Source organism: Streptomyces rubellomurinus (assembly GCF_000961885.1).
Lineage (GTDB): Bacteria > Actinomycetota > Actinomycetes > Streptomycetales > Streptomycetaceae > Kitasatospora > Kitasatospora rubellomurina.
In genome coordinates this window covers 1-26,230 of sequence record NZ_JZKH01000025.1, presented here as the reverse complement: position 1 = coordinate 26,230, position 26,230 = coordinate 1, and the positions used below count along the sequence as shown (strand labels likewise).

Genomic DNA, 26,230 nt, shown 5'->3' with positions numbered 1-26,230 from the left:
ATGGTTCCCTCGGGTGAACGGCGCCGCCGTCCGCCCGCGTAGAGTGGCAGTTCCGGCAAGTCCGGCCACACGGCGGCCGGGCGGAGGGGACCGAGGGTGAGCATCAGCGAGGCGGACAGCGGCACGGCGCGCGGCGGGGCCGGCGGCCACCGGCCGTTGCGGTGGCGGACCCTGCCCGAGCGGCCCGTGGCCGCCGTCCTGCTGCTGCACGGCGGCGAGGAGCACAACCTCGCCCGGCCCGGCCCGGTCAACCTGCCGCTGCTGCGGATGCGCGGCTTCCTGCGTCCGCTCGCCCGCGAGGCCGCCGCCGCGGGCGTCGCCGTGGGCACCGTCCGCTACCGGCACCGCGGCTGGAACGGGGAGCGGGCCGACGCCGCCCGCGACACCCTCGCCGCGCTCGACGAGCTCGCCGAACAGCTCGGCCCGGTGCCGACCGTCCTGGTCGGGCACTCGATGGGCGGCCGCGCCGCGCTGCGGGCCGGCGGGCACGAGACCGTCACCGGGCTGGTCGCGCTCGCCCCCTGGTGCCCGCCGGAGGACCCGTGCGAGCAGCTCGCCGGACGCGACGTGCTGCTGCTGCACGGCGACCGCGACAGCGTCACCCCGCCCGCCGACACCCGCGCCTTCGCCGCCCGCAGCCGGGCCGCCGGCGCCCGGGTCTGCGGCTACACCGTCACCGGCAGCGGCCACGCCATGCTCCAGCGGATCCCCGACTGGCACCGCGCCACCGCCCGCCTCACCACCGCGCTCCTGGGCCTGCGCCCGTTTCCCGCCGAGACGGCCTCCGCGCTGGCCCTGCCGGCCGGCTCGCCCGAGGCGCTCACCCTGGCCCTCCCCCGCCAGCCCCGCCCGGCGGCGGGCCGGTAGCGGCGGGCCGGTGGCGGCGGGCCGGTGGCGGCGGGCCGTGCCTCGGGGCCGTCCGCCTCAGACCATCGGCAGCACCAGCGTGAAGTGCGCGCCCCGCAGCACCGGGTGAAGGCCCTGGCGGGCCGCGAGCAGCAGGTCGCCGTCCGCCCGCTGGGCCAGGGTGCGGGCACGGTGCAGGCCGTCGCCGCGGCCGGGGCCGCGGGTGGAGAAGCCGCGGCGGAAGATCCGGTGGCCGCCGGCGGTGTCGGCGATGCCGGGGCCGCTGTCCTGCACCTCGACGGTGACGTCCCCCTGGGCCGACTCGGCCCGCAGGCTGACCGAGCCGCCGCTGGCACCCAGGGCCTCGGCGGCGTTGCCGAGCAGTTCGTACAGCAGCACCCGGAGCACGTCGGCGTGCACGGCGGCGACCGTCCCGGCGGGCACGGCGAGGGTCAACTCGACGCCGGGGTGGGCGGTTTCGAAGGCCGGGCGCATCCGGCCGAGCACGCCGAGCAGGTCGGCCTCGCCGCCGAGCGGCAGGCCGTCGAGCGGCAGCGCGCCGGTCTCCTCGGCGAGGGCGCGGGCGCGCTCGGGGCCGGGGTCGGCGCGGTAGGCGGCCAGGCCGGGGGTGAGCAGGTGCCGGTGCAGCGCCCACGCGTCGAGCGCCGGGCGGTCCTGGCCGGGGGACTCGACGGCGAGGCGTTCCAGGGCCTCGGCGAGGTGCTTCCCGGCGTCGGCGGCGAGCCCGATCAGGACGCCGTTGTCGTCGAGCAGCACACCGGCCGGGGTGACCTCCCGCACGACCGGCAGGGCCGCCAGCCGGGCGGCGCCGGCCCACAGGTCGGCCTCCCGCACCGGATCGACCCGCCCGGAGACCAGGGCGATCTCCCGCATCATCTCGTTGACGCTGACCGGCGCGTCGCCGGTGCGCAGCGACAGCGCCGCCCAGAACGCGGCCTCGGCGGCCGGGTTGCCCCGGACCGGGGCGAGGACGGCGGTGCGCAGGGCGGCGGTGAGCTGCGCGTCGTCCGTCCAGCGCGGCAGCGCGCCAGCGTCGGCGGGCAGCCGGCGGGGCGAGCGCAGCAGGTGGTCGAGGAAGAGCCGGATCAGGTCGGGGTGCAGCCCGGTCTCGAAGGCGAGCGAGGCGGCGGTGCCGAGGTCACCGAGGCCGCTGAGGTCGACGATCCAGGAGAGCGTGCGCCAGGACGACTTCGGCTCGGCGAACACCCGGCCGCCGGTGAACGCGGCCAGCGGCCACTGCGGGCCGGCCACCCGCAACAGCCCGACCGCCCGGCGCCGCCGCACGGCGACCAGCCGCAGCAGCGAGCGCAGGTCGAGGACGGCCGCCGGGGAGCGCCCGGCGTAGCCGCGGCCGTCGAGGCCCCAGCCGACCGCGAGGAAGGGGGCGAGGCCGGGCAGGGCGGGGACGGCCCGGGTGCCGGGGTCGGCGACGAACAGGTCCACGTCCCCGGCCGGGCGGAACGCGGCGAGGTCCTCGTCCGCGAAGACGCCGAACAGCCGGGTGAGGTGGCCGCCCTCGACCGGATGAGCGGTGTGCGGGCGCGGCCCCTCGCCCGGGGACGCCCCCAGGAACTCGTCCAGCGCGGCGGCGAAGTCGACGGCCGGCTGGGCGCCGCCGGCCAGTTGCAGCGACTGGTAGGCGTCCAGCAGCCGGTGCTCGGCCGAGCCCTGGCGGACCGCCCAGCCGGCGAAGGACGGCGCCCGGCGGGTCGCCGGGTCGAGGTGCCAGCGCAGGAGCTCCGCCGGTTCGTCCTTCCAGCACCACTCGGGCAGCGGCGGCGCGGTGGCCGGGCCGCCGCGCCCGTCGTCGGAGCGCTCCAGCAGGCTCCGCGCCGCCCGGAGCCGGCCGGCCTCGATCAGCCGGCGGCAGGCGTCGGCCCAGTCCTCCTCGGCGTCGGGCAGCGCCGCCAGCCGGGCGGTGAGCGCGGCCCGGCCGGCCGCGACGCCCGCGGCCAGCTCGTCCTCCAGCGCCGTGAGCGCGGCGGCCGCCTCGGGCCAGGACTCCCGGCAGCGGGCGGCGAGTTCGTCCCGGTCGGCGGCCGGGGCCTCGATCCCGGCGAGGTCGGCGCGCCGGGCGGACTCCTCCAGCCGGGCCAGGAGTTGGGCGTGGCGGCGCAGCCGGACGGTCTCCAGGCGGCGGCTCAGGTCGTCCAGCCGGGCGCGGTCCAGGGCGGCGCAGTCGGTGAGCACGGTCTCGGCGAGGGCGAAGTGCCCCTCGGCGAGCAGGTTCTCGTACACCTGGTGCTCGTCCTCCTCGGCCGCGATGCCGTCGACCAGGGCCCGGGCGAGCAGCTGCGGCCCGGCCGGGTCGGGCGCGTGCAGGGCGACGAGCAGCGCCCGGTGGCAGAAGCGGCCCGGCCAGCGCCGCAGGAGTTCACCCAGGTGCGGGTCGAGCGATTCGATCACCACTGCTCCCGTGACCAGTCGAAGAGCGGCCGCAGCCGTTCCAGGAAGGCGATCATCGGCAGGCCGTAGGGCTCGGTGACGCCGCCGGCCTCGCTGAACAACTCGTCCCAGGAGGTGGCCAGTTCGGCGCCGAGCCGGCGGCAGTACTGGAGTTCCTGGGGCGCGGTGAGCGAGACCTCGGACTCGGCCTCGGTGGCGGCGAGCTCCCGGGCGGTGCGGACGATCGACTCGATCCGCCGCTGGAAGGTGAGCTGGCTGCGCCAGGCGATCGGGGCCTTGCCCGCGGCCGCGACCAGCTCGTCCAGGTGCCGGCGGACGTTGCGGGGCAGGGCCGGCTCCAGCGAGGGGCGCAGCTGCCCGTCCCGGGCGGCGGCGCGGATGTCGACGAGCAGGCCGCGCGGCCCGAACAGGCCGTCGTGCATGGCCTGCCCGGCGTCGAAGTCGAAGCGGCCGCGCAGCCGTTCGATGTGGTCGATCTGTCCGGCGAGGTCGGCCCAGGCGGTCTCGGCGGCGGCCCGGTCGGCGGCATGCGCCATGGCGGCGGTGAAGGCCTTCATCGGCAGCGGGCGGCCGGGTTCGCGCTCGGCGGCGAGGGCGCCGAGGCGGCGCCACCGGTCGGGCAGGGCGCCCGCGAGCATGCCGATCACCTCGCTGCCCTCGGGGCCGCCCCAGAGCAGGGTCTCGGCCATGCCGGCGACGGCCCCGACCGCGCGGGCCGGGGACCCGCCCTCGGCGAGGATCAGCGCGGAGTCGACCAACAGGTCCTTCAACGGGCCGACTTCGAGCCCGGTGGCGGCGGCGCAGGCGGCCGCGGCGGCCGGGTCGGTGAGCAGCCGGCCGACGACCGCGGCCTCGACGAAGGCGCGCCGGCGCCAGGCGTCGGCGACCAGCCAGACGGTCCAGCGCTCCCGGGGCGGGACGACGGGCTCGGCGCCGTCCTCGGCACCGTCCTCGGCCTCGGGTGCGGGCTCTGGTGCGGGCTCGACGCCGGGTCCGGCTCCGGTTCCGGTTCCGGCTCCGTCGTCGATCGCGCCGTCGTCGTCGCGGCCGAGCACGACGGCCACGCCCCGGCGCAGCTCCGCGGCCGGGACGCGCGCGTTCTCCCAGCGGTCGAGGACGGCCCACGGGTCGTCGAGCTCCCCGATCCGCTCGCCGATCACGCTGGCGAAGCCGTCCCGGCCGGCCGCCCGGCGGGCCTGTTCCAGCAGCGGCAGGGCGACGCTGCGCGCGGCCCGGGACCGGCCCGGGGCGGCGGGGGCGCCCGGGCGGGGCGTCGGCACGCCGGGGCGCCCGGGGCCGGGCGGGATGCCGAGGGCGGCCGCGAAGGCGTCGGCGAAGTCGACGCCGCGCACGTGGATGCCGACCTGCCCGACCCGCCCGGCGGCGTTGCCCCGGGGCCCCTCGCTGAGCGGGGAGAAGCTGCCGAGCAGCACGCTGTCGTCGCTGAGCACGGCGCGCACGCCGGCCCGGCGGCGCTGGACGTGGATGCCGGCCTCCTGCGCGGTGAGCAGTTCGGCGAAGGCCTTGCCGATCTTGCCGGAGACGTGGGTCTGCGGGTGGACGAGGTGGACGCTCGCGCCGCCCGCGGCGACGTCGCGCACCCGCCGCGCCATCAGGTCGTTGGCCACCCGCGGGTCGATCCGGTCGTCGGTGACGGCCAGCCGCCGGCTGCGGGTGGTGAGCGCGGAGGAGATCAGGTCGCGGTGCGCGCTGTCGCGGACCAGTTCGACGGAGGGCGTGCCGCCGGTGGAGCGGGCCAGCGAGTCGAGCACCGCGGTGTGGTACTCGGCCCAGCTCTCCGCCCACAGCCGCACGGCCGCCTCGTCGGCGAGGCTCTTGTCGGGGGTGGGCCAGGGCTCGGGCGCGTTCGCGCCGCGGGCGCGGCGTCGGGCGCCGGCGCCGTCCTCGGCGCCGTCCGGCTGGAGCTGGATGCGGGCGCCGTCCGCCGCGAAGGGGTAGGCCTTGCGGGCCCACAGCAGGGCGTCGGCCACGCAGCGCGGGGCGGCGGGGCCGTCCGCGGCGGGCTCGACCAGCACGCCGATCTCGCCCTGGTCGTTGGCGAGGTCGGCGTGCAGCGGGCTCTGCGAGCCGAACAGCGCCCGGGTGGCGTCCTGGACGACCAGGCAGGCGTCGGTCTGCGCGCTGCGGTCCTCGAACAGCACCTGGGTGGGGTAGCGGGCCTTGAGCTCGTTGAGGGCGGTGCGCACCGGGGTGGGCAGGGTGTCGGCGGCGCTGCGGCCCCAGAGCAGCACCAGGCCGACGCCCTTGGCGAGCCGGTCGGTGAGCGCGGGCAGCAGGGCGTTGAGGGTGCTGTAGCGGATCAGCGGGCTGGAGACGACGAGTTGGGTGGTGGCGGAGCGGATCAGCTCCTCCACCGCCCACAGGTAGCCGGCGGCGCGCTCGACCAGGACGACGCCCGCCCGGCCCCGGTCGGCGTCGACGATCCGCTCCTCGACTCCGGCGGCCAGCCGCTCCAGCCGCTGCTGGGCCTCGTCGATCTGGTCGACCCGCTTGCCGGGCAGGGTGGCGATCTGGGCGAGGAGCTGGTCGAGCAGCCGGTCCAGGGTCTCGGCCGGGACGAGGCCGCGGTCGGCCCGGCCGTTGAGCTTGCGGACGAACTCGTGGTCGGGCTGCTCCTCGGCGAGGCCGGCCAGGTGCTCGGCCATCCGCTGGCGGGCGCGCATGCCCCACATGTGCTCGTCGTCGATGAGCGTGACGGACAGCACGTCGCGGGCGGTGTCGACGCGCACCGCGAGCCGGACGGACAACCAGCGCAGCTCCTCCGGCGGGCGCAGCACCGGGCTGCCGAAGCCGACGTCGAGCACGTTCTGGCGAAAGCCCCGGCGGCGGCGGTCGTGGCGGATCGCCGCCTGGACGGCCTCCAGCAGGTCGCCGGCCGACAGGTCGGCCTCGGTGACGCCCTGGTGCGCGGGAAGTTCGAGGCTGCCCTCGGGGGCGAAGCGCTTGCCGCGCCACTCGGGGAACAGCTGGCCGGTGACCGGCTCGAACAGGAAGCGCCGGGTCTCCTGGACGGTGGCGGCGTCGCGCAGTCCGCCCTCGGTGAGCATGTCGCGGGCGCCGTCCGCGAGTTCGAGGTCGCCGCTGTCGAAGCGGACCAGGATGTGGCCCTTGCTCCAGAGGCTGTGCACCACGTCGACGATGATCCGCTCGGGCAGCCGGAACAGGTCGACCTGGGACTCGACGGTGGTGCGCCCGGCGGCGATGGCGCGGGCGACCAGGTCCTCCAGGGTGGTCAGGCCGCTCTCCGGGCCGAGCAGCACCTTGAGCGCCACCAGGCGGCAGGGGACGGCGAGTTGGGCGGTTCCGTTCATCGCTGCACCAGGTTTCCGTTCACTCGCCCGTCAGCTGCTCGGCCGGGACGATCCGACCGTAGCGCCGGACCGTCTTGGTGATGATGTCCCAGGAGGTGCCGCCGTGTTCGGCGAAGTGCGCGAACCCGCCGACCAGGACGAGCAGCCGGCGGCCGCGCGAGAGCAGCACGTTGGCGACCTCGTTGCGGCCGACGTGCCCGACGTTGCCCGCGACGGTATTGCCGGACCGGGTGGTGCGGACCAGCGAGACGATCACCCGGTCGGCCTCGCGGCCCTGGAAGGAGTGCACGGTGTGCACCCGGCCGCGCAGCAGGCCCTTGTTCTCCAGCAGGTTCTTCTGCGCCCGGTAGGGGGTGAGGACGACCAGGCCGCCGTCGTCCTCCGCCGGCCGGTCGACCGCCAGCGGGGCCGGGCGCATCCGGTCCACCAGGCGGTCGATCACCTCGACCTCGCCCTGGTTGTACCAGTACGGGTGCTCGGCGCAGTCCTCCAGCCCGGTGGTGTCCAGCCACACCAGGGCGGCGCCCCGCAGGAAGCCCGGCCGCTGCACGCCGTGGTCGAGGTCGGCGAGGGAGGAGGTGCCGAGGAAGCTCTTCGGCAGGCCGTCGTCGTCCGGGCGGAACGGCACGTACGGGTAGAAGGCGCGGCCGACCGGCTGGGCGATGTCCGGGTGCATCCGGAACTGCAGGTTCAACTGGCCGAGCGGGGAGGCGTGGTAGCTGACCGGGCCGGTGTCGGGCTCCTCCCGGTCCACGAACAGGTGGCCGAACATCCGCAGCACCCGCTCGCGCATCTCCCGCTCGTCGTAGTGCAGGCGCATGTCCTTGTCGGGGTGGTCGCGCAGGCTGCGCAGGAACTGCAGGACCTCCTCCTCGCGGTGGGCGCCGAGCTGGCGGTGGTCGCCGATCAGGGTCCAGCGGGTGCCGAGGACGAGCGGGATGATCAGCTCGGTCGGCCAGGCCTTGGCCGCCTCCTCGACGATCACCCAGTCGAACATGTCGCCCGGGTCGCGGTCGGTGTCGGTGATGGTCGCCGCGATGGAGCAGGTGGCGAGGACGATGCTGGCGCCGTTCTTGATCCGGTCGGTCAGCTCGATCTGGTTCGAGGTGACGCTCTGCAGCCAGGCATCGGCGACCGGCCGGTCCTGGTCGTTGAGGGGCAACGGCCGCTCGCCGGGCGGCAGTTCCTCGAAGCGGCGGCGCTCCTCGGGGGACAGCCGCTCGGGGTGCAGCATCCAGGTGAGCTGGGACTCGATGGTCTTCGCGAGGCGATCGGTGAGCCTGCCGAGGGTGTGGGCGAGGACGGTGTGGTCCTTCACCCGCTCCTCGTCGTCCTGCCCGTCCGGGGTCTCCCGCAGGATCAGGACGTCCGGCATCTCCTTGATCAGCCGGGCGGCCAGGTTGTCCAGCGCGTAGTTGGACTGCGCGCTGACCAGCACCCGCGCGCCCGGCTCCTCCCGGAGGAAGCGGCGCAGGGCGTGCGCGGCCACGGTGGACTTGCCGGTGCCCGGCGGGCCCTGCAGGGCGTAGAAGGGCTGCAGGGCCAGCATGTCGTTGATCCGGTCGGGCGCCTCGCCCTCCAGCTGGGCGTCGGGGGCGGAGCGCCAGCGGCCCCGGCCGAGGTCGTAGGAGATCGGGGCGCGCAGGCTGCGGATCAGCGCCGCCTGGTTCTCCAGCATCGTCCGGGCCTTGGCCTGGCGGGCGATCTGCGGCTCGGAGCCGCCGTCGTCGGACGGCCGCAGCCAGCCGATGCTCGGCACCCGGTCCTGGTTGCGGTGCGGGCGCACCACGATGGTGTCGCGGTCCCGCCGCTCCACCAGGTCGACCTTGATCACCCGGTGGCCGAAGTACGGGCCGCGCTGGTGGCCGGGCACCACGTCCAGGGTGATGAAATCGGAGTCGACGTCCAGGTTCTCGACGAAGTCGCTGAGCCGCGGGCGCCGCTTGGGGTCGGTGCTGAACGCGGTCAGCAGCTGGGAGCGGTGGCGCCACGCGGCGTCCCGGTGCTCGTCCCAGGTGAGCACCGCCAGCCCCGGGTCCTCGGCCTTGTCGGTGCGGATGAACGGGTACTTGCGGGCGTCCAGCGCGGTGCGCTGGTAGGCGAGCAGGAAGTCCAGCGAGCGCAGGAACTCCTGCTCCTCGCTGCTGCGGGCCCGGGCCCGTTTCACGGACTCGGTGAGCGGCCGCCAGGACGGCCGCCCCGCACGGACCTTGGCCAGGCTCTGCCCGGGGTAGAACGGCACCACCTCGATCCGGCCGACCTTGCGGCGCGGCTGGGCGCGGACCAGCGCCTGCGCGTGGTTGCGGTCCTTCAGGTACTTGATGACCAGGGTGTCCTCGTGCTGCTCGCCGCGCTGCCGGGTGAGCAGGTCCTGGTCGTACAGGAAGGCGCAGAACCACACCGCCTGCTCGCCGATCAGCACCCAGCGGGCCTCCTGCAACTTCTCCGGCTCGTCGTTGGCGAAGCCCACCGCGCCGTTCGGCGACCAGACCAGCTCGGCCCCGCGCAGCTCCCGGACGTAGAAGTTCCTCAGCGCCTCCCGGCCGGCCGGGGTGTCCGGGCTGTGGCTGATCCACTTGCGCAGCTCGAAGATCGTCTCCACCGACTGGTCCGGCAGGAAGGCGACCAGCCGGGGCACCTCGTCGGCCGCGTCCTCCCAGAGCCGGCGGATGCCCTCCCAGTTCTGCTCCAGCCGGCGCAGCGCCTGGAAGGAGGTGATCCGCTCCTCCGGGGCCTCCTCCAGCATCTCGCGCAGCAGCGACACCAGCGGTTTGGGCAGGTCCACCCGGCCGGTGAGGTGGGCGCGCATCCGCGCGCGCAGCGTGGCCAGCGCGATCGCCTGCGCCGGGCCCGCGGCCGCCTGGGCCCGCGCGAACTCCTCCGGCAGCAGCTCGGGGATCGGCCCGCAGAACCACTCGAAGCCGAGCACGCCGAGCCCGAACACGTCGGTGGTCGCCCACTCCCGGCGGCGGCCGGACCGCTCGTGCAGCAGGAAGTCCAGGGTCTCCGGAGCGAGGTAGGCGAGGTGCCGGGCCTGGTCCATGCCCTGCGGCGCGGCCAGGTAGAGCCGGCGCACCAACTCCCCCACCTGGGCGGAGTTCTGCAGCGCCGTGCGGCGCACCAGGTTGCCGATCAGGGTGCTCAGCTCGAACCGGGAGAGCTGGACGGTCACCGCGTCCTCGCCGTGCCGCTGGACGGCGCGCAGCGCGCCGAGCGTCAGGTTGCGGTGCATCAGCCGGGCGCCGTGCAGGTGGTTCAGCGCGTCCAGCAGCACGCTGAACGCCTCGAAGGCCTCGATCCGCGCGGACTGCGCCCAGCGGACCGTCGCGTCGACGTTCAGGGCCTGGCCCTGGCTCTCGGTGATCGCGAAGGCGACCTCGTTGGCCGCGTCGAAGCCGCCGCTGCGGATGGTCGGCAGCGCGGGGTGGCTCAGCGCGTCGAGCCGCAGCAGGCCGCGCACCTCGTGCTCCCACAGCTCGCCGGCGAAGCCCTGGATGCCGATGAAGACGGACGCCTCCAGCCGGCCGGCCAGGTCCCCCGGGTAGTTCAGCTCGACCCGGAACAGCAGGCCGGGCACGATCACCTCCGGTTCGCCCGCGCGCTCGTACGGGCCGTACGGGGCGTTGGGCTTGCAGAAGAGCCGGTCGACGAGGTCGCGGTGGGCGTCCAGGTCGTCGGTGTGCGCTGCGTCAGCCGGGTGTGCGTGCATCGGCGTTCGCCTCCCTGGGGTCGCGGGATGCCGGGGGGTGGTCGGTCGGGGCGAGGTCGCCGCCCAGCCGGAGGGTCAGCAGGCCGTCGTCGGTGCCGACCGCGAGCAGGCCGCCGGCCACGCAGAGGGACCGGCAGGGCACGCCGAGGCGGATGACGTGGCGCTGGACGGCGGCCAGCGGGTCCCAGATCCGCACGGTGCCGTCCTCCCCGGCGGAGGCGACCAGCGGGGTGCCGTCCGGCGCGAAGTAGGCGGCCAGGGCCTCGACCCAGCCGGTGTGGCCGTCGAGGACGGCGAGGTCGGGGGGCAGGTCCTCCGGTGCGGCGGGGTCGAACGGGGTGCACCGGATGAGGCCGTCCGCCGCCGCGCTGACGGCGATCACGCCGTCGCCGCCGGGCCGGGCGAAGCCGGTGACGGCCCTGATCCTGCCGCGGCCTCGCGACTGGAAGTCCCACGACCACAAGTTCTGCCGGTAGTCCCACAGCCTCACCCGGCCTGACTGCCAGCCGCACAGCAGCAGGCCCTCGGCGCCCGCACAGGCGGACACCGCGGTGCGCCGTCGAAGACCGTCGCGTCCCCAGGCCGGAAACAGCTCCCGCCACGCGCCGCTCGCCGTGTCGACCGCGAGGACCATGTCCCAGTGGCCGCCGGTCGGGACGGGCGCCACGATCAGCCGGTGACCGTCCGCGCCGAGGTCCAGCACGGCCAGCCCGTCCGGCCTGACCCGGGGGGTGACCGGCGGATCGACCGGGAGGCCGTCCCGGGCCTGACGGGCCAGCAGTCTCCCCGCGGCGACGCCGAGCAGCAGCGGCCCGTTCGGGGCGGGCAACGCGGCGAGCGAGCCGGCCGGGGCGGAGGAGACATCGCTCGGAACGAAGCGGTCGGAGGTGTGGTCCCACACCTTCACCATGTGGTCGTCCCCGCAGCTGACCAGGCGGTCCTCGCCGTCGCCGGTACTGAAGGCCGTCAGCGCGGTGACGGCGCGGACGTGGCCGGTCAGCACCTGGGCCCGGGCCGGGTCACGGCGGTCGGCGGGGATGTCCGGGTGGTCGAAGGAGATGTCGAGCAGCGAGACCGTCCCGTTCGAAGCGCCGACCGCGAGCGACCCGGGCCCGAGCGCCGCGAGCGACCGGACACCCTGGGGGAAGTCCACCGGGAGCCGCCAGCGGTCGCCGCCCTCCGGCTCCCATATCACCAACCGGTCACCCGTCCCGCCGACAGCCACGTGGCCCTGGAGCACCGCGAGTGCGCGCAGCGGGCCGAGGGCGGCGGTGAGGTGCGGGTGCTCCTGACGGCCGCTGCCCACGTCCCAGATCCGGGCGGTGCCGTCCTCGCCCGCGCTGACCAGGCGAGTGCCGCCGTCCGGTGCGAGGAGGGCGGCCAGGGCCGTCACCGGGTCGACGTGCCCGGTCAGCGGCCGGCCGTGCTGCCCGCCGGTCGCCGGGTCGACCAGGTGGATCCGGCCGGGGACGGTGCCGAAGGCCAGCAGGGTGCCGCCGTGCGCCGTGGGCAGCGCGGCCGCGGAGACGTACGGTTCGGCGCAGGGCAGGTCGTGGTGCTGCCAGGTCCGGGTCTCCAGCACGCACAGCCGTCCGCGCCCCCGGTCGGCCGCGGTGACGGCGAGCTGCCGGCCACCGTCCAGCGCGGTGAGGGTCAGGATCCGGTCGCCGAGGCCGCGCAGCGCGGGGTGGACGGCGTGGCCGGTGGCCGGGTCCCAGATCCGGACGGTGCCGTCGTCCCCGCCGGTGGCGAGCAGCCGGGCGCCGTCCGCGCCGCGCACGGCGGCCACCGCGCGCACCCGGTCGGTGTGGCCGGCCAGGGTGAGGTGCGGCATCCGGCGGCGCAGGCCGGACCAGACCGGCTCCCACAGCGGCTGCTCGCGCGGGACGGACGGGCGCTGCGCGGGGATCGGTACGGCGAGCGCCGCCGGGCCGGCGGTCTGGGCCATGCCGAGGCGGCGCAGCCCGCGCCGGTCGGCCGGGCCGCTCTGCCCGGCCAGGTGCGCGGTGACCACCGTGCCGACCACCTCGGCGGGGAGTGCCGTCAGGTCGTTGCCGCGCGTCGCGTCGGCGGTGACGGCGCGCACGTCGAGCCGGTCGAGCAGGTGGGGGCGGGCGGCGAGCAGGTCCCAGGCGTCGGCGCGCGAGCGGGTGAGGTGGCCGGACAGGTGCCGGGCGAGGTACGGGTTGAGCGGGCCCTCCTGCTGCTCGGCGAGCTCCAACAGGGCGGTGGCGAGGGCGAGTCGGTGCCGGGGGCTGTCGGGCTGGGCCAGGAAGTACTCCTGGAAGGTCCGGTGGGCGAGCCGGTACACCGCCTGGCCCTCCTCGGCGTCCAGCATCACGTACGGCGCGGCCACGCGCTGCAGTTCGCGCAGCACCGCGTCATCGACCCGCTGGGTGCCGAGCGCGTTCGCGGCCGTGGCCCACACCCGGTCCGCCTGCGGCAGGCCGCGCCCCTCGGCCAGCGCCAGGGCTTCCAGCAGCTGGCGGCCGCCGGGGACGGCGCGGCTCACCCGGTCGACGGCGGTGGCGAAGAGGCGGGTGCCCTCCCCGCGATCGTCCAGCAGGTGGGCGAGTTCGGCGGCGCGTGAACGCCACAGCAGGCCGGGGTCAGCCAGGATCTCGTGGACGACGAGGCCGACGTGCAGGAACTCCAGGCTCCCGCCCGCGACCGCTGCCGTCACCCGGGCCAGCGCTTCGTCGAACTCGAATGAGGAGAAGGAGTCGGGCCGAGGCTCCCGGGTCGGTTCACCGGCCGCGAGGCCGAACGTGCTGAGGGTGGGGAGGTCGACGTCGACATCGATGGCCATCCGGAAGTTCTCAGGTTTCTCCACCGCCGGGTACCCGCTACGCAGCTGCTCCAGCGAGCTCCGCAGGAGCTCCTCCAGCGCGCCCTCGTCCCGCTCGATCCGGAGCGTCCCGCTCGCCTCCGGGCCGTCCTCGCCCCCCAGCGCGTCCAGCAGGTCCGTCCCGCCGTGGCCGCCCGACGAGGGCCGGGTGCCCACCACGATCCGCACCCCCGGCACCTTCGCCAGCTGCCGGAACAGCGCCGCCAGCGCCGGCGGTTCGCTCGCCTCGTCGAGCCCGTCCGCCATCACCGTCAGCGGCCGCCCGCGCCCGGCGACCGCCGTCGTCAGCTCCCCCGCCCGCTCACTGGCCGACAGGGCGGCGCCCGGCGCGTCCAGGCCGGCGGCGCGGGCGATGGCGGTGGCGACGTCGTCCATGGTGGCGCCGGTGAGCGGCAGCGAGAGGTCCAGGCGCGGCAGCGGCTGCTCGGGGGCCCAGTCGCCGCCGGGGAAGCCCGCCGTGGCGAGGATCGCGTGGATCTCCGGGTAGGAGTGCAGCAGCACGTTGCCGAGGACGGCGGACTTGCCCGCGCCGGGCGCGCCGGTGACCACCAGCAGCCCGCTGCCCGACCGGTCGGGCTCGCTCAACCAGCGGGCGATGCGCTGCCGTTCGGCCCGCCGCCCGACGAAGTTCCAGGCCAGCTCGCCGAGCGCCGTGCCCATCCCCCGGCGGGCGAAGTGGGCGCGCTCGTGGCCGGGCAGGGCGGCCAGCAGCGCCTGCAGCCGGCGGAAGACGTCGAGCGGCGCGGCGACGGGTTCGGGCAGCAGGGCGGCCCGGGTGAGGCGGCGGACTCCGGCGAGGCCGTGGCTGCTCACCGTTCCGCGCTGCTCCCGGGCCAGCCGGTCCTCCAGCCGTCCCGCCAGGTCGCGCAGCGAGATCTCGCTGTCGTTGTCCGTGAAGGTGTCGAGCACGTCGCTCAGCGCCTCCCGGAAGACCGCGAGGTAGCCGAGCCCCTGGTCCTTGCCGGTGGCGACCAGGACGACCCCGCGCACCGCCCGGCGGCGCCGCAGTTCCGCCTCCAGCAGGTCGACGAACCACGCCGCGCCGCACGCCTCGACCACCACCAGCGTCCACTCCGGCCCGGCGCCGCGCTCGCGGACGTGGCCGGCGACGTGCTCGGCGAGGGTGGCCGGGTTCAGCTCGGTGTCGCGGTCCGTGCCGTCCCGGCCGGGCACGACCAGCCAGGCGTCGTCCTGGTTGGACCGCCCGTGGCCGATCCACAGCAGCACGGACGAGTTCCCGAAGGCGCCGTGCCGCCACTCCCGCAGCCGGGCGTCGGTGGCCGCCAGGTCGCGGCCCTCGGCCCGGTCCCAGACGACGAGTTCGCCGCCGAGCCGGCCCAGCAGTCCGGCCACCGCCTCGGCCTCGGCGCTCGCGCCGATCGGCGGGTAACGCCGCGCTTCCCGGTACTCGTCGAAGGCGACCGGGACGACCTGGAACCCGTACCGTCCGCCGTCCGCCGCCGCGCTGCCGTTCACGTCCGAACTGCCGTTCAATCCCGGGCCGTTGCTCACTCCTGGACGAGGACCAGCTCGGTCACCGGGTCCGCCCCGCCGGACACCGCCACCCGGTAGAGGCCCGGCTCGTCCAGCACCACCGAGGCGACCAGGACGTCCGGCCGGTCGCCGCGCGCCAGCAGCGGGCGGGCGACGGGCGCGCCGTCCACGTGGGCGTCCTCGACCAGGCAGCTCGCCGCCCCGGCGTCCCGCACGCCGTCCACCGCGACGGTGAACGGCTCGCCGGCCGTGACCAGGTCCGGCAGCCGCAGGCCGACGGTGTCCTCCGGCAGCTCACCGCCGAGCGCGGACCGGGCGGGCAGCCGGGTCACCACGCCGCAGACGACGTCCAGGGCCGTGCTGCTCTTCGCGAGCGCGCCGTGCGTCTGGCCGAGGCAGATCTCGTCCACACCGTCGTGCGGGGTGGCGGAGTAGCGGAACACGGTTCCGTCGCCGGTGTGGTCGACCGGAACCAGCCGGCCGATCGCGTCGCGCACCAACTCGTCGTCGGGGTGCCGGAGATGGCCGTGGTGGTAGGTGCGCACCACGCCGGCCTCGATGCGCAGCGCCTGCTCGGTCGGCTGCCCGGCGCCGACCACCGCGCGGTGGTTCGGCAGCACGGACGGGTCGAGCAGCGCCCGGGTGCGCCGGGTGCGCTCGAACAGCTCCGGGTCCGCGCCGAGGGCGGCCGCCTCGGCCGCGCCCAGCTCGACGACGTCCTCGTCGGCGGTGACCACGCACCGGTAGGCGGGCAGCAGGTCGTGCACCCCGGGCAGGGTGCGGGCCAGCGCCAGCAGGTTCCGGTGCTCGAGCGGCGTGCCGCGCCCGCTGTTCAGCAGCGCCGCCGCCTTCACCGCGCCCAGGAACGGGGTGCCGAGGGTGACGGTGGCCCGCACCTCGGCGGCCAGGTCCGGGTGCCGGGCGCACATCGCGGTGGCGACCAGCCCGCCCATCGAGTGCGCCACCAGCACCACCCTGGGCTCGACACCCGGCGGCCGGGCCGGATGCGCCCGCCAGGCCGCCAGGTGCGCGCGCAGCTCCGCCGCCAGCTGCTCGGCGTTGTGCTCGACGGACAGCCGCCAGTCGTAGCCGAACTCCAGCAGCGCGTCCGGGTGCACCAGCACCTCCCGCAGCCGCCGCACCAGCCGGCCGTACGGCTCGATGCCGCGCAGCACCGGCGCGAACTCGGCGGTGTCCAGCAGCCCGGCCGGCACCACCCGCCCGACCCGGCCGTCCCACTCCTGCGGGGTGACGGCCAGGGCGGCCAGCCCCTCCCGGTGCCGCCAGCGCGCCGCGAGCTGCGCCGCCCGGCCCAGCCCCCACAGCACCCGGCCGGTCGCCGCCTCGACCAGGCGACTGCCCATGATCCCGGGGATCACCACCACCGCGTCGGCACTCACCCGTACGGCGGGGTCCGTTCGCTCCAGCGGCCCAAGCTGCGTCATGCGGGCAGCGTAGAACACGCGCCGCCGCACGCACCATGACGAGGTGTCACATCTCGGTCCCGATACGGTGGCAGAACGCCTTCAACGCTCCCGGCCCCGGCGCGCTGGGCCGATCAGGGGAAACGCGGTTCGCCCGCCACCCGGCGGCCGGGGCGCCCGGAGCAGGCCGGTTACCTTGGGTGACGACTGGTCAACTCCACACCCTCACAAGGGAGTAGCCACAGCCATGCCCCGACTCCGTCGGCACACCCTCTCCGTCGCCACCGCCCTCCTCGCCCTGCTCGGCACCGGCACCCCGGCCGTCGCCGCCACCCCCGAGGCCCTCGCCGGGGCCGTCCGCGCGCCGATCGCCGGGCACCAGCACGGCGGCGGCCTGCGCAACAGCACCAGCAGCAACTGGTCCGGCTACGCCGCCACCGGCGGGCCGTTCACCAGCGTCGGCGCCGACTGGGTCCAGCCGGCCGTCAGCTGCACCGACACCGACGCCTATTCAGCCTTCTGGGTGGGCCTCGACGGGGACACCAGTAGGACCGTCGAACAGATCGGCAGCTCGGCGGACTGCTCCAGCGGCTCGCCGGTGTACTACGCCTGGTACGAGATGTACCCGCAGTACCCGACGAACTTCCCGGACACCGTCGTGCCCGGCGACCACCTCACCGGCAGCGTCACCACGGACGGCGCCGGGAAGTTCACGCTCACGCTGTCCGACACCACCCAGGGCTGGACGCGCACGATCGACAAGTCGCTGAAGAGCGCCAAGCTGGCCTCGGCCGAGGTGATCGCCGAGGCACCGGCCGGCCTGTTCGGCGTCCTCCCGCTCGCGAACTTCGGCACCGTCGCCTTCACCGGGGCCACCGCCAACGGCCAGAGCCTCGGCGCCTCGAACCCGTCCGTGATCGACATGGCCAAGGGCGGCGTCACCAAGGCCACCACCTCGCCGCTCGCCAACGGCACCGACTTCGCGGTGACCTGGCAGCACAGCTGACACCCTCCCCGTGCGCGACGGCGCCGCCGGTCCCGGTGACCGGCGGCGCCGTCCGCCGTCCGCCGTGCGGCGGGCAGTTCGGGGCGGGCAGTACGCGGCGGGGACTGCGCGACACGGACTGCGCGGCGGGGACTACGCGACGGCCAGCCGGTCGACCAGGTCGTCCAGGCCGAGCGAGCCCTGGGCGAGCACGCCCGTGTGCCAGGCGCGGAGGTCGAAGTCCGGGCCCCTGCGGCGGGGGGCGGCCGGGCACCGAGCCTACGAGAGGGTCACTCCGACCGTCGCGGCCCAGATGTCGTCCTTGGTGGCCGTGGGGGCGACGGCGCTGCCCCAGGCGAGCACCAGCCTGGTCGGTGTGAGCGCGGAGAAGCCGAAGGTGTCGCCGGGCCACACCGAGGTGGCGCCGAAGCCCCGGGAGACCTGGACGGGGGCGGACAGCCAGCCCTGGGTGGTCGAGAAGGTCCGCAGGTACTGCGCGTAGCCGCGCGGGTCGCTGCTCGCGAGCCAGCCCACGTACGCGATCCCGGGCGGGCCGGCCACGACCTGCATGACGTGCGGGACGTTCAGCGTGTCGGTGGGCACCTGCACCGGCGCGGACCAGGTCGCGCCGTGGTCCCGCGAGTAGGAGAGCCAGCCGGTGTCGGTGTTGGCGCCCTGGGTGTCCCAGGTCGTGTACAGGGTGCCGTCCGGGCCGAGCGCCTCGGCGCCGTCGATCCACCACTCGGTGGCGTTCATCGTCCCGGCGTCGGGGCCGACCCGCACCGGCGCGGTCCAGGTCGCGCCGCCGTCGGTCGAGCGGGTCGCGTAGGTGTGGGCGACGGTCAGCTTGTCGGTCGGGATGTCGGTGACGGTGTAGCCCTGGTAGACCACGTCGAGCGAGCCGTCCGGCTCGACGATGATCGGCGCGCTGTCGGCCCCGCTGTTCGGGTAGCCGGGGCTGATGTGCGACATCGCGCTCCACGTCCGGCCGCCGTCGGTGGACTTCTGGAACACGGCGTTGAGGTCGCCGGTGGCGAACGCGCAGCTGCCGCTCGGCGGGCACACCGTCGTCACCGCCGCCGCGCTCGGGCCGTAGTCCCAGGTCAGGTAGAGCGCGCCGTCCGGGCCTGCGGCGATGAAGACGCGGTCGCCCCAGTTGTTCGCGTCCGGCGGGGTGATCGAGCCGACCGTCTTGAACGAGGCGCCGTGGTCGGTGCTGGCGTCGACGACCGGGAAGGTCTCGCCGGCGCGGGTGACCATGAAGGCCGCGTAGATCGTGCCGTTCGGCGCGACGGTGATCGCCGGGTCCCACGTCCGGGCGCCGTTCTGGCCGGTGCTGCCCGGCAGCGTGAGGGGCGTGCCGAAGGTGGCGCCGCCGTTCAGCGAGCCCGCGAAGCCGATGCCCTTGCAGCCGATCCACACGTCGTAGACGGCGTTGGCCGCCGGGTCGACGGCCTGGATGGTCTCGGCGTTCTGCCCGGCGCAGGAGGACGAGATGTTCGCGGGCGTGCCGACGGTGTAGGAGGCGGTCAGGCCGGCCGCCTTCCCGCTCTGCGGGGCCGCCGGCTGGACGGCGGGCGTGGCGGCGGTACCGGTACCGACGACCGGGGCGGACTGCGCGGGCCCGACCGTGAGGGCGAGCGCGGTGGCCCCGGCGCACAGGCCGGTGATCAGGGATCCGAGCGTGGCGCGAGGTGCGTGCACGAGCTGATCTCCTCGGGGTGGAAAGGGAGTTGAGGGTGACGGACCGTCTGCCACGAAGGGCCGCCGATCCGCCCGGGAACGAATTCCCGCCCTCGCCGCATCCATGCCACGCCGCCCCGAACCCGCACAGCAACGGCCCAATCGGCTCCGCCGCCCAGCCGCGCGGCCGCCCGGTCGAACCGGGTGGCCGCGTGGCCGGGCCCGTCAGCGGCGGGCGAGCTGGCTGGTGATGCTCGGGTCCGTGATCGCGGTGTCGTTCGCGAGCAGCACCGCCTTGCTGAGGACGATCGCCAGCATCCCGTCGCCCTCGAACGGCAAATACGACCGGCCGGCGGCCGGTTCGTCGGATCCGGGCACGATGCACAGGTAGGTGTCGTCGGGCGCCATCAGCACGTTGCCCGAGCCCAGATGGATCCGGTACGTGCGCAGCTCGCCGCGGACCTCCAGGAAGCGGCCGTCCACCCGGCAACGGCCGCCGACCGCCAACCGGGGCAGCAGCCGGGCCAGCAGCTCGCCGCGCTCGCGGGCGCTCTGCGACAACTCGCCGAAGCCGTACGCGTGCCAGTAGTCGCGGTACCGGCCCTGCGGCCCGCCGTCCGACCAGGTCGGGTCGTTGCCGACGCTGGTCACGCCCACGAACAGGTCGACGTCGCGCAGCACTTCGCTCAGCACCAGCGGCGGGACGTCGGCGAGCGGCACCGGCTCGACGAGTTGCAGCCCGGGCCGCACGACCGGGCCGTACGCGCCGCCGCCCGCCTGGGTCAGGTTCTCCGGCGCGTCGATCGGGTAGAAGCGCACCTGGTCGGTGCCCAGGTGCGCGAAGGCCTCCCCCCAGTCCGCGTCCGTGCCGTTCACCCAGAACTCGGCGCGCAGACCCCACTCGGGCAGCAGCCGCTTCGGCGCGGGGAAGGAGTTGTCGACGGCGAGGTGGAGCTGGCCGTGCCAGCCGCGGACGGCGGCCAGGGCGTGGAACCGGCGCTGGCGCAGCACGTGCGCGGCGAAGCGGTTGGAGTACACCCGGGTGCGCTCCTCGGCGGCGGTGAGCAGGTACACCTCCCGGTGCGCCTGCTTGAACGGCTGGACGACCTCGTGGCGTTCCAGTACGGCGCGCCAGGCGAGCACGCTCTCCGGCGGGCAGGCGACCGGGTGCCACAGCTCGACCGGCGCGTCCGCGGCGGGCGCGAGTTCCTCGCCGGCCGCGGTGCGCAGGGCGCCGTCCAGCCAGGCGCAGGCCGTGCCGTCCACGGTCCAGATCAGCCGGCGGGCCAGGGTGCCGACCAGCGGGTGGTCCAGCAGGCGCTGCCGCCAGGGGCCGTACCGCCAGCTGCGGCGCGCGAGGAACTGCCGGTCCAGCCGCTCGGACTGGGCGGTCAGCATCTTCTCGAGGTCCTTGACCTCGGCCTTGAACTCCTTGAGCCCGTCCGCGTGCTCGCGACGCACCGCGGCGGGCGGGGTCTTCACCGGGCGGCCGGCCTCGTTGTACCAGGTCTGGCGGACCCGGGTGCCCTCCACCAGCAGCTCCACCCGGGCGGCACCGAACTGCTCGACGCGGCGGCCCGGCTCGGTCAGTCCGTAGGCGGGGACGGCGAGTTCCTCGATCTCCGCGCGGCCGAGGCCGAGGGCGGCGGCCCGGTCGCGGAGGGCCTTGTCCAGTTCCTTGACGGTGCCCTTGTACGTCACCCGGGTGCTGAGGACGGCCAGTTGGGCGAGGCCGTCCTCGCCGTCCAGCCGGGCGAGGGCGTGCACGGCGGCGTTGGCGACCTTGGGCGCCTGCGGGCCGATGCCCGGCGCCTTGCGGAGTGCGGACCCGACCAGGCGCGCCAGCACCCGGGCGCTGTCCGGGCGGGCCAGGGTCAGGGGCAGCAGCAGGGCGAGTCCGCGCAGCGCGTCGAAGTTGTACGGGTCGAGCTGGTGGGGCGCCTCGTCGTGCAGTCCCGGCAGCAGGTCGAGGGTGCGGGGGCGGCCGACGAGCGAGAGCCAGGCGGTGATCCGCTCGCGGGCCCGCTCGGGGCCGACCGCGTCGAGCAGGGCCCGGCCGGTCTTCTCCCAACGGGCGGTCGGCTTCGCGGACTTGGCCTCGGTGGCGTGCCGGAGCAGGGCCGTCCACGGCCCTCCCGGGCCCCGCTCGCCGTCGAGCTCGGCGACGTCGGCGAGGGCCTGGTCGGCCCAGGCCTCGCCGGGGTTGACCAGCGGCTCGGTCAGCCCGGCCGCGAGGTCGACGACCGCGCTGTGGTGGGGCCGGATCGACAGGGCCGTCCGGCGGATGGCGGCGACGAGCGCGCCGTCGAGCGGCCGGCCGGCCGCGAGCTCCTCGGCGATCAGGGCCTCGGCGTCGGGCAGCTCGGCCAGGCGCCACTGGCGGCCCTGCAGGTGCAGCCAGTCCTCGCGGAGCGGGCGGGCCGGCCCCGGCGGGAAGCCCAGGGAGACCAGCGCCGCCAACCGGACCAGGTCGCTGCGCTCCTGCCGCAGCCGCTCGACCATCACGGGCCGCCAGCACATCATCATCCGGCCCACCAGGTCCGCGGCCAGCGCCGTCCGGGTGTTCCCGTGCAGCTCCCGTACTCGCTCGCGGGCGGGCGCCGCGCGCTCGCCGGACCAGTCGCCCCCGAGCGCGGCGTCGGCCTCCACCAGCGCCCGGGCCATCTCGCCCACGTGCCCGGAGTCGAGCGCGTCGAGCAGCCCCCCGAGCGCGGGGCCGAGGAGATCGGGATCGGTCGTCGTCGTCATCAGCCACCCACCAGCGGAACGAGCTTCAGGAAGCACACCTCGGTGTCGGCGCGCAGGTCCACCTCGGCGTCCAGCTCCTCGACCTGGCGGTCGCCGACCAGCACCAGGAACCCGTTGCGCCCGAACGCCTCGGCGGCCGCCAGGACCTGCTGCTCGGGATCGACCCGACCGCCCGCGGGGCGCGGCCGCTCGCCGTTCAGGGCGCGCTCGGCCTCGGTGGGCCGCACCAGCCCCTGGTACGCGGCGCCGTGGCCGGCCCCGGCCGCGGCCGCCTCCTGGAACACCCGGCGGCGGATCAGCTCGCGCACCGTCAAGCGCTCCTCCGCGACGGGAAGCCTCCCGGCCTCCCGCCGCAGCCCCGATGTCGTCTCGTCGACGAAGGTCACTGTTGCCATGGCGCAGACCATAGCCCCGGGCACCGACAGCCGGGCCACCGGCCGGTCCGGCCCCTCCTCGGGGGTCGGACCGGCCGGGGCAGGCGGGCCGTCAGGCCGGGCCGACAGCGGGCCGGGCCTCTGCCGCGGGCCGTCAGCGGGCCGGGCCGTCAGCTGCGGGCGAGCAGCCAGCCGCCGAGGCCGTCGCAGGCGCCGGCGGTGTAGCTGGTGGAGCGGAAGCCGGCCGGGACGGGCGAGCCAGGGCAGGTCCACAGGCCCGCGCGGGCGGTGTTGTGGCGCCAGGAGCCGGCCCCGTCGCAGCCGGAGGTGGTGTGGCCGGTGATCACGTACCCGGACACGACCGGGGAGCCCGAACAGGTCCAGATCCCGTCGCGCGGGAGGCTGTGCTGCCAGTTGCCGATGCCGCCGCAGCCGGCCCGGAAGTGGTTGCTGATGACGTACCCGGGCACGACCGGCGAGCCGGAGCAGGTCCAGATGCCGTCATGGACGACGCTGTGCCGCCACGAACCCATGCCGCGACAGCCGGCGACCTGGTGGTCGGTGATCACGTACCCGGCGACCACCGGCGAGCCCGAGCACGTCCAGATGCCGTCCTTCGCCGGCTGCTGGTACCAGGAGCCCGAGCCGCCGCACCCGGCGGGGTCGTGGTCCGTGATGACGTTCCCGGCGTCGACCTTCTGCCCGGAGCACGCCCACTTGCCCCCGCCGCCCCAGTTCCAGGTGGTCTTGGCCTCCGCCGCCGACATCCCGGACACCGTGCCGCCCAGGGCCACCGCCACGACCAGCGCGCCCGCCGCCACGGCGGCTCCGACACCACGGCCGACGACCGAGGCCGCCACTCTCTTCCACAGTTGACGAACTATCATGTACGGCTCACTCCAGGCAGGTTGGTGAAGGTCGGACCGCCCGCCGGCCGGCGCTCCCGGCGGCAGGACGAGAGTCACCCTAGGTGGTGATGGCGTGAAAGATCAGTGGAGATCCCGAGAATCGCGCCGTGCGGTCCAGCTTGTCCGAAACTCGCCGCACCGGCCGGGAACTCGCGCCTTTCCGATCGCCGGCACCCCCGTCCCGCCGAGACCCAGCGCACGACCCCCGCACGGCCCTCCGCTGCCCCTATGCTCGCCGGATGGAGACGAACGGGACGGTACGGCCGCATGAAGTCCTGGTGGCCGGCGCGTACTTCACGGACCTGGTGTTCCACGGCCTGGACCGGCCGGTGCGGCCGGGCACGGAGGTGTTCGCCGACGGCTTCGGCCTGGTGCCCGGCGGCGCGTACACGCTCGCGATGGCCCTGCACCGGCTCGGCCGGCGGGTGGCCTGGAGCGCGGACTTCGGCACCGACCCGTTCAGCGCCCACGTCCTGACCTGCGCCCGGCAGGAGGGGCTGGACGAGGTCGCCTTCCGCCAACACCCCTTCCCCGTACGGAGTCTGACCGTCGCCCTGTCCTCCGGCGACGAGCGGGCGATGGTCAGCTTCCAGGATCCGGTCGACCCCGCCCCGCTCGCCCCGCTGGTGCGGCGTCACCGCCCGCGGGCCCTGGTGCTCCCCCAACTGCGCTGGGACGAGGCGGCCTTCGCCGCGGCGCGGGCGGCCCGACAGCTCGGCGCGCTGGTGGTCATGGACTGCCACGACACGCCCGCGACCCTCGCCGACCCGGCCGTGCGCCGGATGCTCGACCTGGTCGACGTCCTCACCCCGAACAGCGGTGAAGCCCTGCGCCTCACCGGCGCCGCCGACCTGGACGGCGCGATCGCCCGACTCTCCGACCTGGTCCCCACCGTGGTCGTCACCCGCGGCGCGGAGGGAGCCACCGCCGTCCGGGGCGGCGAGCGGCACGACGTTCCGGCCGCCCCCCGGACCGCCGCCGTCGACGCGACGGCGGCGGGCGACTGCTTCAACGCCGGCCTGGTGCACGCCCTGCTCGACGACCGCAGCCTGCCCGACTGCCTCGCCGTGGCCGCGCTCTGCGGGGCGGCGGCGACCACCGGCCCCGGCTCCAGCGCCGCCCTGCGCGCCGCCGACCTCGAACCGGCCAACTCCGCCACCCGCTTGAAGTGAACACTTCACCACACGCCGTGATCGTGTTAGCGTCCCTCGGATGTCGATGAGTCTGATCACCGATCTGGACGGCACCCTGCTCGGCGGCACCCCGGACGAGCGGCGTCGGTTGCGGGACGCCCTGGCGCGCCGTCCCGAGATCACCGTGGTCTTCGCCACCGGCCGGGGACTCGCCTCGATCCGCGACGTCCTGCGCGACCCCCTCGTCCCGAGACCACGGTGGATCATCGCCGACGTCGGCGCCAGCGTCATCGACGGCACCGACTTCACCCCCGTCGACCCCGTCCAGGAGCACCTGCGGACCGGCTGGCCGGGACCGGAACGGGTACGCGCCGCGCTACGCCGCTTCCCCGCACTCGCCTACCAGCACGGCGTCGTCCAGGACGGCCGCTGCTCCTACCACCTGGCCCCGGACGGGCTCACCGACGAACTCACCGCGGCCGTCGAAGCCCTCGGCTGCACCTGGGTGTACTCCGCGGACCGCTACTTCGACGTCCTGCCGCGCGAAGCCTCCAAGGGCGGAGCACTCCTCGGCCTGGCCGGGAAGCTCGGCTGGAAGCCCGAGGAGATGCTGGTCGCGGGCGACTCCCTCAACGACCTCTCGCTGTACGGGCTCGGCGCGCACGCCGTCGTCGTCGCCGGCGCCGAGCCCGCGCTGCTCGCCGCCCTCGCCGAGCAGCCGTCCGTGCTCCGCCCCGACCGGGCCGGCGCGGCCGGCATCCACGCGGCGCTGCGGGCCCTCGGCTGGCTCGACGACGACGGCGGGCCGGGATCCGGCCCGGGGCCGGGGCCTGGGCCGGGCTCTTTACCCTCTCCCGCCGCTCCCACCGCTCCCGCCGGGCCCGACGATCCCGGCGGACGCCACTCGCTCGTGGTCGCCTACCACCGCCCGCCGCTGCACTGGAACGGCGACAGCTGGCAGCCGCCCAGCAGCCCCAACGGCATCCTGCCCACCCTGACCAACGCCTTCGCCCACGGCCTGCCCGGCATCTGGGTCACCGCCCAGACCGACCGCGACCGGCAGGCCACGCTCCCCCGCCCGACCGAACTGCCGCTCTCCGCCGTACCGTTGGACACCGCCACCTGGAGCGGCTACTTCCACCGGGCCTGCAAGGAAACCCTGTGGCCGGTGCTGATGTCGGAACCGCAGCGCTCGGCGTTCGACGCGCGCGCCTGGGCCGACTACCGCACCGTCAACACGCGGTTCGCCCGACGCATCGCCGCCCGGGCCGCCCCCGGCGCCACCGTCTGGCTGCACGACTACAACCTGTGGCTCGTCCCCGGCCTGCTCCGCACCATCCGCCCGGACCTCGCGGTGGGCCTCTTCCACCACACCCCCTTCCCGCCGCCGGAGGCCTTCGACGCCCTCCCCGTCGCCGGTGAACTGCGCTCCTCCCTCGCCCAGTTGGACTGGGCCGGTTTCCACACCGAGCAGTTCGCCGAGCACTTCCGCCAGGCCCTGGCCGGACTGCCCGCGATGCCGCACACCGCCGTACACCCGCTCGGGATCGACCGGCCCGCCATCGAGTCCCTCGCCCGACGGCGCGGCCCCCGACGCGTACCGGCCACCGGCCGCGTGGTGCTCTCCGTCGAGCGTCTCGACTACGCAAAGGCCCCGGTCCAGAAGGTCGACGCCGTCGACCTTCTGCTCACCCACCGGCCCCGGCTGCGCGGCCGCTTCACGTTCCGGCTCGTCTGCCCGCCGCCGGAGCCCGGCATCACCGCCTACGACACCACCCGCGACCGCCTCGAACGACGCATCGCGGAGGTCAACGCCAAGTGGCGGCAGGGGCGTTGGCAGCCGGTCGACTACCTGCCCCGCAGCCTGTCCAGCACCCAGGTCATCGACGAGTACCTGACCGCCGACGTGCTCTGGGTGACCTCGCTCCAGGACGGGATGAACCTGACTGCCAAGGAGTTCATCGCCGCGCGGTCCGCGCTCCCCCACGACCACCACGCGGGGCCGGGTGTCCTGGTGCTCTCCCGGCACGCCGGCGCCGCCGTCGAACTCGGCGACGCCGCCCTGCTCACCGACCCGCACTCACCCGGCGACCTGAGCGCCGTCCTGGCCCGCGCCCTCGACCTCAGCCCCGCCGAACGCCGGGTCCACATGCACCGGCTCTCCCGGCTCCTCGGCCACCAGCGCCCCACCGACTGGGCGACGCGGATCGTCCAGGCGATCCGGAAACGCGAAAAGGCCCACCCGGGAACCCGGGTGGGCCTTTTCTGAAGAATTGTTCGGCGGCGTCCTACTCTCCCACAGGGTCCCCCCTGCAGTAC

The 26,230-nt window shown here is 75.6% G+C and carries 13 protein-coding genes; 4 read left to right on the top strand and 9 right to left on the bottom strand.

Features of this window, described 5'->3' with window-relative positions; translation table 11 throughout:
* The first annotated feature begins 96 nt into the window (after window positions 1-96).
* Window positions 97-867, top strand: coding sequence for an alpha/beta hydrolase (locus tag VM95_RS14425; RefSeq protein WP_244178767.1), 771 nt, complete (start codon window positions 97-99; stop codon window positions 865-867).
* A gap of 57 nt (window positions 868-924) precedes the next feature.
* Here VM95_RS14425 and VM95_RS14420 read toward each other — a convergent pair whose 3' ends face one another.
* Genes VM95_RS14420 through VM95_RS14400 form a run of 5 tightly spaced genes read right to left on the bottom strand, consistent with a single transcriptional unit; the run spans window position 925 to window position 16,101 of the window.
* Window positions 925-3,273, bottom strand: coding sequence for an ATP-binding protein (locus VM95_RS14420; protein ID WP_157882102.1), 2,349 nt, complete (start codon window positions 3,271-3,273; stop codon window positions 925-927).
* Complete coding sequence (locus VM95_RS14415) at window positions 3,270-6,605, bottom strand: phospholipase D-like domain-containing protein (protein ID WP_045696473.1); 3,336 nt, start codon at window positions 6,603-6,605, stop codon at window positions 3,270-3,272. Before VM95_RS14415 ends, VM95_RS14420 begins: the two co-directional genes overlap by 4 nt.
* 19 nt (window positions 6,606-6,624) lie before the next feature.
* Complete coding sequence (locus tag VM95_RS14410; RefSeq protein ID WP_045696471.1) at window positions 6,625-10,314, bottom strand: AAA domain-containing protein; 3,690 nt, start codon at window positions 10,312-10,314, stop codon at window positions 6,625-6,627.
* On the bottom strand, window positions 10,295-14,674 hold the full coding sequence (locus tag VM95_RS14405) for an AAA family ATPase (RefSeq protein ID WP_157882101.1): 4,380 nt from the start codon (window positions 14,672-14,674) through the stop codon (window positions 10,295-10,297). The genes VM95_RS14410 and VM95_RS14405 overlap by 20 nt, the downstream gene beginning before the upstream one ends.
* On the bottom strand, window positions 14,671-16,101 hold the full coding sequence (locus VM95_RS14400) for an alpha/beta hydrolase (RefSeq protein ID WP_157882100.1): 1,431 nt from the start codon (window positions 16,099-16,101) through the stop codon (window positions 14,671-14,673). The genes VM95_RS14405 and VM95_RS14400 overlap by 4 nt, the downstream gene beginning before the upstream one ends.
* A 226-nt stretch (window positions 16,102-16,327) precedes the next feature.
* Here VM95_RS14400 and VM95_RS14395 point away from each other — a divergent pair, with 226 nt between their 5' ends.
* Complete coding sequence (locus VM95_RS14395) at window positions 16,328-17,086, top strand: G1 family glutamic endopeptidase (protein WP_045696466.1); 759 nt, start codon at window positions 16,328-16,330, stop codon at window positions 17,084-17,086.
* Window positions 17,087-17,344: 258 nt separating this feature from the next.
* On the opposite strand, the gene VM95_RS14390 is transcribed toward VM95_RS14395, so the two are convergent.
* The 4 genes from VM95_RS14390 to VM95_RS14375 all read right to left on the bottom strand — a co-directional run bounded on the left by VM95_RS14390 (window position 17,345) and on the right by VM95_RS14375 (window position 22,757).
* Window positions 17,345-18,769 carry a sialidase family protein gene (locus tag VM95_RS14390; RefSeq protein ID WP_045696464.1) on the bottom strand — a complete coding sequence of 475 codons (1,425 nt, stop codon included), beginning with the start codon at window positions 18,767-18,769 and terminating at the stop codon, window positions 17,345-17,347.
* A 204-nt stretch (window positions 18,770-18,973) separates the two neighbouring features.
* On the bottom strand, window positions 18,974-21,496 hold the full coding sequence (locus VM95_RS14385) for a DUF4132 domain-containing protein (protein ID WP_052707369.1): 2,523 nt from the start codon (window positions 21,494-21,496) through the stop codon (window positions 18,974-18,976).
* The gene (locus tag VM95_RS14380; RefSeq protein WP_045696570.1) at window positions 21,496-21,891 is read right to left on the bottom strand and encodes a hypothetical protein; all 396 of its coding nucleotides are present in this window, start codon (window positions 21,889-21,891) and stop codon (window positions 21,496-21,498) included. Before VM95_RS14380 ends, VM95_RS14385 begins: the two co-directional genes overlap by 1 nt.
* Before the next feature lie 149 nt (window positions 21,892-22,040).
* Window positions 22,041-22,757 (bottom strand): hypothetical protein, encoded by a 717-nt coding sequence (locus tag VM95_RS14375; RefSeq protein ID WP_045696462.1) that lies wholly within the window; start codon window positions 22,755-22,757, stop codon window positions 22,041-22,043.
* 260 nt (window positions 22,758-23,017) lie between these two features.
* Between VM95_RS14375 and VM95_RS14370 the strand changes: the two genes are divergently transcribed.
* Window positions 23,018-23,950, top strand: coding sequence for a carbohydrate kinase family protein (locus VM95_RS14370; protein WP_078859891.1), 933 nt, complete (start codon window positions 23,018-23,020; stop codon window positions 23,948-23,950).
* A gap of 40 nt (window positions 23,951-23,990) precedes the next feature.
* Window positions 23,991-26,180, top strand: a complete 2,190-nt coding sequence (locus VM95_RS40295) for a trehalose-6-phosphate synthase (RefSeq protein WP_045696461.1) — start codon at window positions 23,991-23,993, stop codon at window positions 26,178-26,180.
* Window positions 26,181-26,230 lie beyond the last annotated feature (50 nt).